We start from the raw sequence: 15251 nt of genomic DNA on the forward strand, positions 1-15251 counted from the left end.
CAACGAAAAAGTAAAGCCTAATACAAATAATTTTAATTCATCAAACAATCAATCAACAAGCACCACAAAAGATTACAAAGCTTTAGCTGATGAAAAGATAGAAAAAAGCTTATGGGATAACTTATGCGATAATGTTGAAAAAGCAGTTGATTTTGTTGTTGAAAACAAAGAGAAGATTATGGCAGTAGGTGGATTTTTATTAAGTGCTGTAAATAAAATTTTTAAAAAATAAAAAAACAAAAAGAATTTGAAATATGACTTTCAAATTCTTTAAAGGAGTATAAATGCCAATAGCACCAAAGCCAAGCAAGTTTATTTGTCAAGATTGTGGGTATTCAGTGGTGATAATTCATAAAAGCGATTGCCTAAGTGCAAATGATTTACCACCATCTAAATGCCCTAAATGTAAAAATAGTGTTTGTTATGATAGAAAAAGAGCTAATACATTTGATATAGCTTTAGCAAAATTAAAGGAGATTTTATGAAAAAATATAAGCCTACCACAAAAGAAGAATTACAAGAGTTAGTAAGAGATACGAGAATTTATCTAGGTGATATTGATACAAGTTTAATTACTGATATGAGTAAATTGTTTTATAAAAGTTATAGAGGGGATTTTAGTGGGATAAACGAATGGGATACAAGTAATGTAACTAATATGAGTGGTATGTTTGCAGGTCGTATTGGTCTCGATCAACCATTAAACTTTGATACTTCAAATGTAACTGATATGAGTTATATGTTTTCACATTGTCTTTTCTTCAATCAACCATTAAACTTTGATACTTCAAATGTTACAAATATGAGTGGTATGTTTTTTGAGTGTGGTCGGTTTAATCAACCTTTAAATTTTAATACTTCCAATGTAGCTAATATGAGCAAGATGTTTTCAGGTTGTTATCACTTCAATCAACCATTAAACTTTGATACTTCAAAGGTTAATACTATGAGTCATATGTTTAATGGTTGTAGAAATTTTAAACAACCATTAAACTTTAATACTTCAAAGGTTAAATATATGAGCCATATGTTTGAAAATTGTGAGCGATTGAATCAATCTTTAAACTTTGACACTTCAAAGGTTATAAATATGAGTTATATGTTTTCAGGTTGTTATTACTTCAATCAACCATTAAACTTTGATACTTCAAAGGTTACAAATATGAGCTATATGTTTAATGGTTGTAGAAATTTTAAACAACCATTAAACTTTAATACTTCAAGAGTTACAAATATGTTTGGTATGTTTCTTTGGTGTAGTCTGTTTAATCAACCATTAAACTTTAATACTTCAAGAGTTACAAATATGAACAGTATGTTTATGGGATGTTATAACTTTAATCAATTACTAAACTTTGACACTTCAAAAGTAATTGATATGAGCTATATGTTTGCTAATTGTAAAAACTTCAATCAACCATTAAACTTTGATACTTCAAAAGTTAATTACATAGATAATATGTTTCAAGATTGCGATAGTTTAGAGCAATTGCCTAATTGGTATTGATATGTTAAAAAACATAAAAAGATTTAAGAATTTGAAATAAGAATTTCAAATTCTTATTTTTTAATTATCCTTGTAATATCATTACTATTATTATTTAATATGATTTTCTTTTCTTAATCGTATAATTTATATAAAAATAAATTAAAATCGTAGATATTAAAGCAATAGCAAGAGTTAAAGTGCTATTGTGAATATCTCCTAATTTTAAAAAGCAAAATTTAAAAAACGCATTTAGAATACTAAATAAGGTAAAATAAAATAAAAAGCCTAAATCTTTCTTACCTTTATAAAAATTAATAATATTTTTACAATAGATTTTAGTCGCAGATATACTAAAATAACTCCATATCATAAGCAACAACAAGCCTAACAAAAAACCTCGAGCATAAGCATCATCGTCATCTATAAAAAACCATGGCAATAAGTATCTTAATGGTATTAAAGTAAGTATAAAAGTATCAATATATAACATTAAAAAAGACCAAGAAATTACATATAATAAAACAATAAATATTAAAACTTTAAAACAAGTTGCAACAAAAACTTTTATTAATTTATTATATATCCATTCTATCACATTAGCCCTTATAAAATATGCAAATTAATATAGTGAAATTATAAGAATTTTAATCTTAAAACTCAAAATATAAAGCACAAAATTACTAGATACTTTTAATTATTTTAGATTAATTTAAAAAATTGATAAATCTAAAGCTTTAGATAAACCCTCTAATATCCTAACACCACCTATTGAATTACCCTTGCTATCAAGTGCTGGTCCATAAACCCCTATCCCAAATTCTCTAGGGACAAGCGATACCATACCACCGCCCACACCACTTTTACATGGAAGTCCTACCCTTACAGCTATTTCTCCCGATAAATCGTAAGTTCCGCAAGTTAGCATTAAACTCTTAATCGTTCTAGCTATTTTTTTACTAACTATTTGCTTACCATCTTTAAGCCCATCATTAGCTAAAAATAATCCTAATTTAGCTAGGCTTTTTGTGTTAGCTAGTATTGAACATTGTTTAAAATAAACTTCTAAAGCCACCTCAACATCACCACTAATAATCCCATCATTTTTCATAAAATACGCTAAGGCTCTATTTTTATTGCCTGTTTTATTTTCGCTTTCGTATATTTTGGTACTTAATGACGCTTCATTATCATCAGTAATCAAACGAAAAAACTCAAGCGCTCTATTAAATCTCTCTTCAGCATTTTTGCCTTTAATCATAGAAGCAACAGCAATAGCACCTGCGTTTATCATTGGATTAAATGGCTTTTTATTGTTTGATGTTTCAAGTTTCATAATTGAATTAAAGGCATCTCCTGTAGGCTCAACACCTACTTTTGAAAATACATACTCATAGTCATTATCTAATAAAGCTAACATTAAAGTAACTATTTTAGAAACACTTTGAATACTAAACCTTAGCTCACTATCACCCGAGCAAAAAACATTATAATCCTTATCAATCACGCAAACTCCCAAAGCGTCTAATTTAGCCTTGCTAAGCTCTGGGATATAATTTGCCAATCTTCCTAATTTTGTATATTTAATATTATCTTTTACTAATCTATCTAACAACTCTTGCATATTTAAATTATATTTCCTATCGCACTAATTAAACTACTTCCGCCTAAAATCACAGAAATTAAAGCGATGATAATACCTAAAAATATTTTAATATTGTTATTTTTATGATTTTTTAAAACTTTACTGCTTGATGTAATATACACCAAATAAACAACAATTACAGGTAGTATTATACCATTTAGAATTTGAGCTGTAAATATTAAAGTTATAGGATTAAATCCAGTTGAAGAAACGATTACTCCAATTAATAATATTGCAGAACAGGTTAATTTAAAACGAATATCGTTATGCTTATAATCCCAACCTAAAAAAGCACTCATAACATAAGCAGCTCCCATAGGAGAACTGATAGAACAAGCAAGTCCAGCAGCAAATATACCAACACCCAAAACTATTTCAGCATAATTACCTAATAATGGTCTAAGTTGTATAGCCATATCAGAAGCATTTTTTACTTCCATTCCTATCATTGCAACACCAGCTGTAATCACAACAGCTGCTGTAATAATTCCACCTGTGGTTATAGAAAAATATATATCCCATTTTGATAATTCCAACTCATTAGCATCTTTCCAAGTTCGTTTAGCAGTTGCTGAATGTATAAAAAAATTATAAGGCACAATAGTTGTCCCTATAATTGCAATGATAGTAAATAAACTACCATCAGGAAAAGTAGGTAATAATCCTTGAAAAACTAAAGAAAAATCTGGCTTAACAACAAACATTGTTAAGATAAAAATCAAAGCCATTATAATAACCAATAGCATAAAAATTTTTTTGATAATATCAAAACTACCCATCCATAATAATACAAATACAAACAAGCCCATATAAGGAGTAAGCGAACTTATATTTATTCCTGTTATTGTTGATAGACCTAGTGCAGCACCAGTTAAATCTCCTGCATTATAAGCAGCACAACCCAAAACTACAGAACCGCCCACTAAAATTCCACTTAATATTTTTCCAATCTTACTTTTAAAAGTGTTTAATATAGCTTCGCCTAATCCCTTTTGAGTAATTATTCCAAGCCTTGCTGACATTTCTTGCAATACAATGGTAGCTATTATTGAAAATAAAACAGCCCAAAGTAAAGCAAAGCCAAATCCAGCTCCAGCCTTAGTGCAAGTTGTAATTGTTCCAGGGCCAACAAAAGAGCCAGTAACTACAGCTCCTGGCCCTATTGCTTTAATTTTATCCTTCCAAGTATATTTATTTTGCATAATTCCCCTTTATGTTTTTATATGTTATTTAATATTAAATCTATACTTAGTAAGACCTGTTAAAAAATATATACTCATCCACACCGCTACATGCCCTGAAGTATTTTGCGGGTCTTTTCCTGGATATAATTCAACAAAATCAAACGCACTAGCACCTGCTTTTCCACATTCGTGCAACATCATAGCAAGTTCATATGTGCTAAGACCACAAGGATCAGGTGGGCCTGCTGGATTAAATGCTATATCTAAAACATCAGAGCATATAGTTACATAAATAGCTTCTGTGCCATTACTTGCAATTTTAATTGCTTCGCTTATAGCAGCTTTCCAACCCATTTCTTTTACTTGCATTCCAGTAATTACATGAGCTCCAAATTTTTTTGCTTCTTTTAAACCATTTGGATTGTTTCTAGGTCCTCTTATACCAAAATGCACCATTTTTGTAGGGTCTATATAAGGGTCTTCGTATAATCTATGAAAAGGAGAACATCTAGCTAATTTTTCTTCGCCAAATTTATCCATATTATCCATATGTGCGTCAAAATGAATAATGCCTATATTTCCATTATGTGCCTTAGCAAACTCACTAATTAACGGAAATGATATTGAGTGATCGCCACCAAATACTACAGAGATTTTTTTGGCTTTCATTATTTTAGAATACTTATCTTTTATGCTATTAAAAGAAAAATCATAATTACCATTTTCTATAGCACAATCACCAAAATCTCCACCAGTAAAATAATCAAATACATCTAAATCAAATTCTGGTAAATATCCACCATATCTAACAGAAGCAGCTCTAATATTTTTTGTAGATAACTCACAACCTGAATAATTACCATAAGTGCAAACCCCTTCCCAAGGTACACCCATTACTACAATATCATAATTGTTTAGTTCTTCATCATTATGAATCTTAGGCAACCCTAGAAATGATGGAACACCACTAAAAACTTCGCCAATTCTTCTACTAGGAACATAACAAATTGGTTTATCGTTCATAATCACTCCTTTTTTTAATATAGACTTTTATTATGGAATGAAATTATGTTTTTTATAATTTTTTTGATTAAATTTGATAAAAATCAATATTTTGTGTTACTTTTTGTAATTTTATTGCATAAGCTAAGATATTTTATAGAATAAAAAGTATTTAAAATCAGCTCTAATGCTTTTAACCCCATAATGATTTTCTTTGTTTATTTTCATTTTTATTGATTAATTTTTCTAATTTTTCTAAATCGCTTTTATTAAATTTATTAAAGGAAAGCTCATAAGAAATATAAAAAATCTTAAATCTTTTTTGCTTTAAAAAAATTCTTATAGTATTTTTAAAATTTGTTTTAAAAAAATAATATTCCTTAATATCATCATATTTTATTTTGCTAACTCCTAAGCCTTTTACAAACACCAAGCAATCTTCATAGCAAATCACTCTTTTAACACCACAAAATATAATTAAAGTGCATAATATAATTACTACGCCGATTATTTTATAAATAATTAATTCATCTTTTAAAAAGCTTACAATACTAATAAATGAAAGCAGCATTAAAAATCCAAAAGTTATATGAACTAAATCAAATCTTTTTGGATTAATCACATAAATCGCATTACTTGTATCAACTTCTCTTAATATATAAATTACAAGGATATAAATAGCGATAAAAATCATAAAATATAGCCAATTTTCTACTACAAAAATAAGTGAAATTAAACTAAATAAAACAATGGCAAAAAGTTTTGATTTATCATAAAAATACTTCATTGATAAAACAAAATAATGAACAAACATATAAACAAACATTAAAAACAAATAATTTTCAACAAAACAAGATTTAATTGCAAGATATATAAAAACAGCATTTATAGGAGTTAAAGTAAATATAATTATAAATTTTAAAATTTCTTTAATCATTTAATATTTTTTATCTAATAATGTGTATTTTACTTGTTTATCTTGATTATAAATATCTAAGATTTCTTTTAATAAATAAACCACTTCTTCTTCGCTAAGTAAATTATTACCCGCAATATCTATGATTACAAATATAGCAGTATCAGTTGATAAACGCTTTTTATGCACAAGAAGTATTTTAATAATATCTGTTTTATATTTTAAAATCCAAAATATTCTATTTGAATTTAAATCACAATCAATAAAAAAGCAATCAAGCTCTTTATTAAGTAGTATTGTTTTTGTGTTGAATATGGTATCTTGTATATTATATTTAGCAAGTGCTTCATTTATTTTATATTTTTCATAAATTTCGTTATCAATTTGTATAGTTTTAAAATCTAATTTAAACTGCGTATTGCCTATAAAACTTGATTTACTTTTAAAGAATTTCTTATATAACATTACTAATAAATAATAATACATAAATGGCAAAATCAAAGCTATTATTCCGCCTATTGATAAGGTCAAATAGGAATATAAGAAAAACAAAACATAATAGATAAAAATATTAAACATAACTCTTTTGATATCTTGCTATATATTATATGAGTTAAAAAACATAAAGGTATAATAAATATTGAGCCTAATAAACTTCCATAAGGTGCTTGTGTAATTGATAAAAACATATAAAAAGTATCATATACAAAAAAAATTATCGTAAATAAAAAACAACAAATAGACAATATTACAATTGACATCACAATTTTTACAATACTTTTTTCTATCATAAAATCTCCTTTTGTTTATATGTATTCTCCTAGCACTTCATCTATTATATATGCTTTAAATTCTTTATCATTATTTAAGCTTCCGTCCCATTTATAAACAACTAATATTTCTTTCAATAAAGCTATTATTTCTTTTTCATTTAATGTTTTATTATCTCTTATAGAAAGGATTTTATAAACTCTATTATAAACTACATTATCAATCTCTTGTTTGATATCATAATCTAAAATTATCCTTATATGTTCGCCTTTATAATATAAAATCCACAAAGATTTATTAAGTTTTGCATGGTCTAGTTCTGGGTCATCAAAATACATACAATTCATAAACCAGCAGTCTAATTCTTCATCTATTACAATGCGTTCTTCAAAAGGAAATTTATGATGTTGTTTGAGATACCAATCATTAGTATGCTTAATACAAATATCTACAAAAGAATATTTCTTCTCTAATCTATCATCAATAATTGCGTTTTTAAAAGCCATTTGCTTACCTTTTTTAAACCAAATTCCTACTTAAAATTCCACAATTTTTAAAGAATTTGAATTAGGATTTAAAATATTTATTCTTTTATTATTTCATCTCTTAAATAAACTTTATAATCTTCTTCAATTTCGCCCCAGGCACCAGCCACATTATAAACATCTAATATTTCTTTAAGAAGATTTATAACTTCTTTTTCGCTTAATAATTCATTGTTTTTAATATCAAAAATACTCCAAACTTTATCGTATAAAACACCATCTATTGTTATATCAAAATCATAATCAAGTATAACTTCAATCAAATTACCTTTATAATATAAAACCCACAAGCCTTTACTAAGTCTTGCACGCTCTAATTCAGGGTCTAAAAAATTATAAGCTTGTATTATAAAACAATCTAATTCTTCATCTATTACTATTCTTTTCTCATCAGGCAACATACGATTTTGTTTATAGTATAAGCTATCTGTATAATTGCAAAAAATATCTGTCATTTTGTATTTTTCATCAAGTTCTTTTGTAACTACTGCGTTCTTAAAAGCCATTATTTCTCCTTAATTTTAATTATTAAGTAAATATTATAAAAATTATTTTTTGTAAAGTAAAGAAGGTCTGAAGATATTCAAATTCCAAAATCGGAATTTGAAATTAAAATTATTTTATTCTTGAGCGTCACGCCATTCGTTTAGAACTTTTACTTCTTCATCGCTTAAAAATCCACTAAATGCAGAAAATCCACTAAGCGAATAAGCAGGACAATCAATACTCTCATAATTTTTCTTAGCTTGATTTAATTCATAGCTAAATATTGAAAACACACCTTTTACATCTAATCCGTGAGACCTAGCAGCACCAACAGCAGCAATACTTGAACCGCCACTTGAGATTAAATCTTCTAGCACAACGCAAGTGCTTCCATGCTTAAAGCTTCCTTCAATCATCTTTGCTCTTCCGTGGGTTTTGTTTTTTGATAATATATATACTAATGGTTTGTTTAATATATCAGCCACCCAAGCTCCGTGAGCAATAGCTCCAGTAGCAGTTGCTGCTATGTAATCAACATCTCCTGCTTTTTCTTTAATCAAATTCGCTAAATGATTTGCTATGATTTTACGCTCTTTTGGATAGCTAATTAACACACGATTATCACAATATATAGGGCTTTTAATACCACTTGAATATGTGAAAAATTCTTTAGTATTAATAAATATTGCTTCACAATCTTTTAATATTTTTACAACTTCACTTGCAACTTCTTTATTCATTTTCTTCTCCTTTTATACATTGAAAATAAGCTCTAATAGGATTAGAACTCTTTGTAATCATTCTACCAGCTACAATATAATCAATATTGTTTTCTATAGCAAATTTTGGCGTAGCAACCCTTGCTTGGTCATTTGCATCATTGCCTAAAAATCTAATGCCAGGCGTAAGAGCCTTAAGTCCTAAATCTTTAGCAAATTTTGCTTCATAAGCACTACTTACTATGCCATCAAGACCTGCTTTTTTGCTGATTAAACAGCGTTGTTTTACGCAATCATTAATACTTCCATTAAAGCCTAAATCATTTTTAAATTCTTCTTCTTCAAACGAAGTTAATACAGAAATTCCAAATAATTCACACTTGCTACCTAATTCATTTTTAGCATTAACAGCAGCCTTTAAAGCTTGCTCGCCTGCAAAAGAATGAAGGCTTAAAATATCAATATCATTTTTTAAAAGTGTCTTAGTAGCATTATAAATAGTATTTGGAATATCAATTAATTTTAAATCTAAAAATATATTAAAACCTAAGTCTTTTAGCTCTTTTAAAAAGTCATTTCCAGCTGTGTAGTATTGCCACATACCGACTTTTAAATAAGGCATAATTAATTTTAAATTATGCTCTTTTGCATAGTTTTCAAGATTTTTTGCTGATAGTTTTGATACAAATTCACGGCTTTGCTCTAAGGTGTCAAAATCTAATGCGATTATGGTTTTCAAATTATCTCCTTTGATTTAATAAAATTATCTCTTTTTAACTCTTTACGACTTAGCATTATGCAAAAATTTATTAAATAAAACATATTGAATTTATATTTTTAAAAGTTATTTATTACATTATTTAAATAATATAATACAAAAATCAAAAGGAGAAAAAATGGACTTTTTAGACTCATTAAAACAAATCAAAACAGATATAAAAGAAAATGAAAAGAAAAAAGAGCAAGAATTAGAACTAGCGAAAATAAAACAAAAAGAAGAAGAATTAAGACAAGATTTCATAAATTATATGAATGAAAGCGGAGTTAAAAAAATCTAATTAAGATTTAGAAAATCTAAATCTTAATTAATTGAATTAAGTTTGTCTAATTCAAAAGGTGTAGTTTGATATACATAATAATTTAGCCAGTTGATATAAACGCAATTTGCGTGAGCTCTCCAAGTAAGTTTTGGGGGATTGTTTGGATTATCATCTTTATAATAGTTATAAGGAATATCAACATCTAAGCCGTTTTTAATATCTCTTTTATACTCATTATCTAAAGTAGTGCGAGAGTATTCAGGATGACCTAGGACAAAAACTTGTCTTCTATCAGAACTTCTTATCAAATAGCTTCCTGCTAAATCGCTTTTAGCTAAAATCACTAAAGATTTATGATTTGCTAAGGCTAATTCATCAATTCCTGAATGCCTTGAATGTGGAGCTAAAAACACATCATCAATTCCCCTTAAAATCTCATCTTTACTATCAATTACATCGTGATAAAACACTCCGCTTAATTTCTTTTTTAAAGGAATTTTTGCAATATTGTAATGATAATTTAGCCCAAACATCGCACCATAGCATATATGAAGAGTGCTAAAAACATTGCTTTTGCTCCATTCTAAAATACTAACTAATTCATCATAATAAGTTATTTCGCTAAATTCATATTGTTCTAACGGAGCTCCTGTTATTATCATTCCATCAAATTTTTTATGCTTTATCTCATCAAATACCAAATAATGCTCGTTTAAGTGGCTTTGACAAGTGTTTTTGCTCTCGTGACTTGCTATTCTTAAAAGCGTGATTTTTACTTGTAAAGGCGTATTAGAAAGCATTCTAAGTAATTCTAATTCAGTTTCTTCTTTGATTGGCATAAGGTTTAAAATCACAAGCTCTAATGGACGAATATCTTGAGAATTTGCTCTTGCTTCATCCATTACGAAAATATTTTCATTTTCTAGTAAAACTTTTGCTGGAAGGTTAGTTTTTATATTAACGGGCATTTTTTCTCCTTTTTTAACTAATTTTGCCATTTTTTACTTGCTAAATACTTAAAATAAAGTTAAACTAATATTTTTTTTAAAGGAGAGAAAATGTTAAAACAAGATACTTTATGTATTCACGCAGGTTATGAGCCAAAAAATGGCGAAAGTAGGCAAGTGCCAATCATTCAATCAACTACTTACAAATACGATTCTTGTGAATTTATGGGAAAATTATTTGACTTAGAAGAAAGTGGATATTTTTACTCAAGAGTAGCAAATCCTACAAATGATTATGTAGCTAGTAAAATTGCTAAATTAGAAGGAGCAATTGCTGGGGTGCTAACTTCTAGCGGACAAGCAGCTATATTTTTTGCAATTACAAATATTTGTAAAGCAGGAGATCATTTAGTTTGCGTAAATGAGATTTATGGTGGAAGTATAAATCTAATAGGCGTAACGCTTAAAAAATTTGGAATTGATTGCACCTTTATTAGTGCAAATAGCACAAATGATGAAATAAGAGCAGCTATTAAAGAAAACACAAAATTAATTTACGCTGAAAGCGTATCAAATCCTGCTTTAGTAGTGCTTGATATTAAAAGATTTGCAAATATTGCTCACGAAAATGAAATTCCATTAGTAATTGATAATACTTTTGCAACTCCTATTAATTGTCAGCCTATAAAACACGGAGCTGATATTGTTATTCATTCAGCTACTAAATATCTTGATGGGCATTCAAGTGTGATTGCTGGGGTTGTGCTTGATAGCGGTAATTTTGATTGGAGTAAGTATCCTAAAAAATTTGCAGATTTTAACACCCCTGATGAGTCATATCACGGATTAATCTATACGCAAAAATTTGGCAAATTAGCGTATATTGTAAAAATGATTGTTCAATTAATGAGAGATATAGGTGCTTGCTTACCTGCAACTAGTGCATATATGCTATCAACTCATATTGAAAGCCTACCTTTAAGAATGGCAAAACACTGCGAAAATGCGAAAAAAATTGCAGAATTTTTAGAAAATAATGAATATATTGAAAGCGTAAATTGCCCTATGCTAAAAAGCAGTCCTTATTATAATCTAGCTTTAGAATATATGCCTAATGGGGTTTGTGGGGTTATTAGCTTTACATTAAAAGCAAATAAAGCTAAGGCAGTTAAGTTTTTAGATAGCTTAAAATTAATAATGATAGCAACTCATGTAGCTGATGCAAGAAGCTGTATTTTACACCCTGCAAGTCATACTCATAGACAATTAAATGAAGCTGAATTAATAAAAGCTGGAGTTAGCGAAGGTCTTGTAAGGCTTTCTGTTGGTATTGAAAATGCTGATGATTTAATAGCCGATATTAAACAAGCATTAGAAGTTACTTTTAAGTAATTCGTATTTGAAATTCTTATAAAATTATAAGAATTTCAATCTATATTATTTATCTTTTAAGTCCATTTACGATTGATAGCATTTCATCACTTGTAGTGATTGCTTTAGAGTTTGCTTCATAAGCTCTTTGACCTGTGATTAAATCAGTCATTTCTTCTACTAATTGCACGTTACTCATCTCTACGAAGTTTTGCTTAATTTGACCAAAACCATTAGTCCCGCCAGTGCCAACTACAACTGCTCCACTAGCACTAGTTTCAAGGAAATTGTTATCTCCTAATGCGTGTAAGCCACTAGGATTTATGAAGTTTGCTAATTCAATTTGACCTAGTTGCACTGCTTCAGGATTACCCGCTTGAATTACACTTACAACCCCATCAGTTCCTATCCCAATAGCAACTGCATCTTCAGGAATTGTAATTTCAGGGATTAATCTATATCCATCACTATTTACGATAGTTCCTTCGCTATCTAGCTTAAAAGCACCATTTCTTGTATATGCCGTAGTGCCATCAGGTAGCTGAACTTGAAAAAAACCATTACCTGCTATTACCATATCTAATTGATTGCCTGTTTCTTTAAAATAACCTTGTGTAAATTGTTTTGTAATTGCTGTTGGGCGAACTCCAAGACCTACTTCAATACCTGTTGGACTTTGCGTTGTTGTGCTTGTGCTAGTGCCTGCGTATTCCATTACTTGATACATTAAATCAGCAAATTCTGCTCTATTTTTTTTGTATCCCATAGTATTTACATTGGCAATATTATGAGATGTTGTATCAATTTGTGTTTGCTGTGCTATCATTCCTGTTGCTGCTGTATATAAAGACCTAAGCATTTTTACTCCTATTTAACATTTGCTAATTTATTTATTGCATCGCTATTTAGCTCATCCATATGGCTAGTCATTACTTTTTGATACATTTCAACTAAACGATGAGTTTCTATAAGACCTACCATTTCATTAACGGCATTTACATTACTCATTTCTAAAAACCCACTCGCAAGTGCATTTGAACCCTCAAAATCTTGCATTTTAGTTAAATCATCTAATTTATAAAGATTATCTCCTATCTTTTCTAAATCCCTTGTATCATCCATCCTAGCTACAAAAATCCTATTTGCTACTTCACCATCTAAATAGACATTTCCATCTGAATCAATAGTTAATCTTTGATTATCTCCTACTTGAATGCCATCATTTGCAGGGTCTTCAAAATAATTCGAGCTTAATAATCTATCTCCATTTTTTGTAACTATAAAGCCATCTTCATCTAGACTAAATGCTCCATTTTTGCTAAATTTCACACTACCATCTGATGAGCGAACCATAAAAAAACAATCACTTCTTTTGATTGCAATATCTAAAGGATTGTTGGTCGGACGGATTGCACCTACGCTAAAATCTGTGTATTCTATATCAATATTAGGAACTCTATTTATGGTTTGATTTATGTATTTTGCAGCTTGTTTTGTATGATTATCAATTGGCATATTTTGCATTTCTTCATCATAAAGCCTTTTAAAATCAGCGATTACTACATTATCTCTTTTATAACCTGCAGTATTTACATTAGCTAAATTATTAGAGATAACATTTAAGCGATTTAGTTGAGTAACCATTGCTCCTGTAGCTTGATAAAATCCGTTTTGCATAACTTTCCTTAAATATTTTATATTTTGATAAAAGCAAAACTTATTCCAAAATAAGATAAACTTCTAAAAATTTTTAGAGTTTATCTTAAAATCAAATTCTTTATTTTTTATTTTTCATAATTTTGTCAAAAAATACAGAATTTAAAAAAGCCATTAAGCATATGAAAATAATGTAATATCCACTACCAATATCAAATTTTCCGTGTGATTGAACTACGATAATTGGAGTTAAAAATCCTGCTATCGCATAAGCTAAATTATAAGAAAATCCTATGCCTGTATATCTAATACTAGCCTTATAAAGCCTACACATAAATAATGATGTAAAATTAACAATACCACCAAAAAACGCCGAAGCAAAATAAAATATACAAGTTGAAGCAAAATCCTTTAAAACATATAAAGAATAAAAATACATAGTGCTAGTAAAAACTAATAAAATAGCAAAAATTTTGCAAATTAAACTAGCTTTAAATCTATCAGCCAATGCCCCGCAAACAACAAGTCCAATCATCATACTAACACTAGCAATAATTTGCAAGCTAGTATTTAAAGCAGGATTAATATTTAAAATACCTTTCATAAAATTAGGCATCATTATTAAAAATACTAAAACACAAGCAGTAAGAACAATAGTTAAAAACATTGATAAAATTATTTCCATTTTATAATCTTTAATAACTGATTTTATAGGAAAATCGCTTAATTGCTTTTCAGCTTGAAGTTGCTTAAAAATAGGAGTTTCTTGCAAAAATCTTCTAAGATAAATGCTAATTAGACCAAAAATACCGCCGATTAAGAAAGGAATTCTATACGCATAATCTTTTATTTCATCTTCTGTGAAATTTAGTTGAAGCAATAACGCACTTAAAGCTCCTAAAGTAATACCACCACAAACCCCACTAGTTAAAACTCCTAAAAATAATGCCTTTTTATTATCAGGACTATGCTCATATATAAAAGCCCAAGCACCAGGTAACTCTCCTCCAATAGCAACGCCTTGAACTAATCTAATAGCTAATAAAATAGCAATAGCAAAATAGCCAATTTGCTCATAAGTAGGCATAATCGCAAAAATCAATGTAGGAATTACCATTAAAATAATGCTTAATAAAAACATATTTTTCCTACCAAACTTATCGCCAAAATGTGCCATTATAACTCCACCTAATGGACGAGCTAAATACCCTGCAGCAAAAGCTCCATAAGTATTTAATAATTTTATACTCTCATCAAGCTCTTTTGGAAAAAAATGATGTGTAAAATACGGAGTAAATAATGCAAATATAATAAAATCATAAAATTCTAATGTCCCACCTAATGCACTTAATGCTAAGGTTTTTGTATCTTTTTTTGTAATAGTTTTCATTAAATTCCTTTAAATTTCTTTGTTTTTTTATTTCTAATTTTGATTTTGTTAATGATTATTAATTTGAGTAAGAGTATATAGGTAAGGCTTTGC

At 28.4% G+C, this 15251-nt stretch carries 20 protein-coding genes; 5 read left to right on the forward strand and 15 right to left on the reverse strand.

Annotated features, from left to right (window positions below; translation table 11 throughout):
• The 3 genes from AVBRAN12637_RS01195 to AVBRAN12637_RS01205 form a co-directional block, all read left to right on the forward strand.
• Positions 1 to 232, forward strand: a 232-nt coding sequence (locus AVBRAN12637_RS01195) for a hypothetical protein (protein WP_336615189.1), incomplete at its 5' end; no start/stop codon positions are given.
• 52 nt (positions 233 to 284) lie between these two features.
• The gene (locus AVBRAN12637_RS01200; RefSeq protein WP_336608277.1) at positions 285 to 485 is read left to right on the forward strand and encodes a hypothetical protein; all 201 of its coding nucleotides are present in this window, start codon (positions 285 to 287) and stop codon (positions 483 to 485) included.
• Entirely contained in the window at positions 482 to 1507 is a 1026-nt protein-coding gene (locus AVBRAN12637_RS01205) for a BspA family leucine-rich repeat surface protein (protein WP_336615190.1), read from the forward strand. Before AVBRAN12637_RS01200 ends, AVBRAN12637_RS01205 begins: the two co-directional genes overlap by 4 nt.
• Positions 1508 to 1601: 94 nt before the next feature.
• Here AVBRAN12637_RS01205 and AVBRAN12637_RS01210 read toward each other — a convergent pair whose 3' ends face one another.
• The 11 genes from AVBRAN12637_RS01210 to pyrF all read right to left on the reverse strand — a co-directional run bounded on the left by AVBRAN12637_RS01210 (position 1602) and on the right by pyrF (position 9493).
• Positions 1602 to 2084 carry a hypothetical protein gene (locus AVBRAN12637_RS01210; protein WP_336615191.1) on the reverse strand — a complete coding sequence of 161 codons (483 nt, stop codon included), beginning with the start codon at positions 2082 to 2084 and terminating at the stop codon, positions 1602 to 1604.
• Positions 2085 to 2198: 114 nt separating this feature from the next.
• Entirely contained in the window at positions 2199 to 3110 is a 912-nt protein-coding gene (gene glsA, locus AVBRAN12637_RS01215; RefSeq protein ID WP_336615192.1) for a glutaminase A, read from the reverse strand.
• A 2-nt stretch (positions 3111 to 3112) separates the two neighbouring features.
• Positions 3113 to 4333, reverse strand: a complete 1221-nt coding sequence (locus AVBRAN12637_RS01220; RefSeq protein WP_336606681.1) for an Nramp family divalent metal transporter — start codon at positions 4331 to 4333, stop codon at positions 3113 to 3115.
• A gap of 24 nt (positions 4334 to 4357) precedes the next feature.
• Positions 4358 to 5338, reverse strand: a complete 981-nt coding sequence (locus AVBRAN12637_RS01225) for an agmatinase family protein (protein WP_239803038.1) — start codon at positions 5336 to 5338, stop codon at positions 4358 to 4360.
• A gap of 172 nt (positions 5339 to 5510) precedes the next feature.
• The gene (locus AVBRAN12637_RS01230; protein WP_336615193.1) at positions 5511 to 6254 is read right to left on the reverse strand and encodes a hypothetical protein; all 744 of its coding nucleotides are present in this window, start codon (positions 6252 to 6254) and stop codon (positions 5511 to 5513) included.
• Positions 6255 to 6734 (reverse strand): hypothetical protein, encoded by a 480-nt coding sequence (locus tag AVBRAN12637_RS01235; RefSeq protein ID WP_336615194.1) that lies wholly within the window; start codon positions 6732 to 6734, stop codon positions 6255 to 6257. It abuts the gene before it with no gap.
• A 26-nt stretch (positions 6735 to 6760) separates the two neighbouring features.
• On the reverse strand, positions 6761 to 7024 hold the full coding sequence (locus AVBRAN12637_RS01240; protein ID WP_336615195.1) for a hypothetical protein: 264 nt from the start codon (positions 7022 to 7024) through the stop codon (positions 6761 to 6763).
• Between the two features lie 15 nt (positions 7025 to 7039).
• On the reverse strand, positions 7040 to 7510 hold the full coding sequence (locus AVBRAN12637_RS01245; protein WP_336615196.1) for a hypothetical protein: 471 nt from the start codon (positions 7508 to 7510) through the stop codon (positions 7040 to 7042).
• A 77-nt stretch (positions 7511 to 7587) separates the two neighbouring features.
• Complete coding sequence (locus AVBRAN12637_RS01250) at positions 7588 to 8055, reverse strand: hypothetical protein (RefSeq protein WP_239803042.1); 468 nt, start codon at positions 8053 to 8055, stop codon at positions 7588 to 7590.
• Positions 8056 to 8169: 114 nt separating this feature from the next.
• A complete protein-coding gene (pyrE, locus tag AVBRAN12637_RS01255; protein WP_214116805.1) occupies positions 8170 to 8775 on the reverse strand; it encodes an orotate phosphoribosyltransferase in 606 nt (201 codons plus the stop codon).
• Complete coding sequence (pyrF, locus tag AVBRAN12637_RS01260; protein WP_214116806.1) at positions 8768 to 9493, reverse strand: orotidine-5'-phosphate decarboxylase; 726 nt, start codon at positions 9491 to 9493, stop codon at positions 8768 to 8770. The genes pyrE and pyrF overlap by 8 nt, the downstream gene beginning before the upstream one ends.
• 157 nt (positions 9494 to 9650) lie before the next feature.
• Here pyrF and AVBRAN12637_RS01265 point away from each other — a divergent pair, with 157 nt between their 5' ends.
• Positions 9651 to 9812: a hypothetical protein gene (locus AVBRAN12637_RS01265; protein ID WP_214116808.1), complete on the forward strand. Its 162-nt coding sequence runs from the start codon at positions 9651 to 9653 to the stop codon at positions 9810 to 9812.
• Between the two features lie 23 nt (positions 9813 to 9835).
• On the opposite strand, the gene AVBRAN12637_RS01270 is transcribed toward AVBRAN12637_RS01265, so the two are convergent.
• Positions 9836 to 10762 (reverse strand): homoserine O-succinyltransferase, encoded by a 927-nt coding sequence (locus tag AVBRAN12637_RS01270; RefSeq protein ID WP_214149860.1) that lies wholly within the window; start codon positions 10760 to 10762, stop codon positions 9836 to 9838.
• 90 nt (positions 10763 to 10852) lie between these two features.
• Here AVBRAN12637_RS01270 and AVBRAN12637_RS01275 point away from each other — a divergent pair, with 90 nt between their 5' ends.
• Complete coding sequence (locus AVBRAN12637_RS01275; protein ID WP_336615197.1) at positions 10853 to 12133, forward strand: O-acetylhomoserine aminocarboxypropyltransferase/cysteine synthase family protein; 1281 nt, start codon at positions 10853 to 10855, stop codon at positions 12131 to 12133.
• A 49-nt stretch (positions 12134 to 12182) separates the two neighbouring features.
• Here AVBRAN12637_RS01275 and flgG read toward each other — a convergent pair whose 3' ends face one another.
• The 3 genes from flgG to AVBRAN12637_RS01290 all read right to left on the reverse strand — a co-directional run bounded on the left by flgG (position 12183) and on the right by AVBRAN12637_RS01290 (position 15158).
• Positions 12183 to 12971 carry a flagellar basal-body rod protein FlgG gene (gene flgG / locus AVBRAN12637_RS01280; protein ID WP_214116814.1) on the reverse strand — a complete coding sequence of 263 codons (789 nt, stop codon included), beginning with the start codon at positions 12969 to 12971 and terminating at the stop codon, positions 12183 to 12185.
• An 8-nt stretch (positions 12972 to 12979) separates the two neighbouring features.
• Positions 12980 to 13789, reverse strand: coding sequence for a flagellar hook-basal body protein (locus tag AVBRAN12637_RS01285; RefSeq protein ID WP_214116815.1), 810 nt, complete (start codon positions 13787 to 13789; stop codon positions 12980 to 12982).
• Between the two features lie 100 nt (positions 13790 to 13889).
• The gene (locus AVBRAN12637_RS01290; RefSeq protein ID WP_336615198.1) at positions 13890 to 15158 is read right to left on the reverse strand and encodes an MFS transporter; all 1269 of its coding nucleotides are present in this window, start codon (positions 15156 to 15158) and stop codon (positions 13890 to 13892) included.
• Positions 15159 to 15251 lie beyond the last annotated feature (93 nt).

It is taken from the genome of Campylobacter sp. RM12637, from assembly GCF_020137645.1.
Lineage (GTDB): Bacteria > Campylobacterota > Campylobacteria > Campylobacterales > Campylobacteraceae > Campylobacter_E.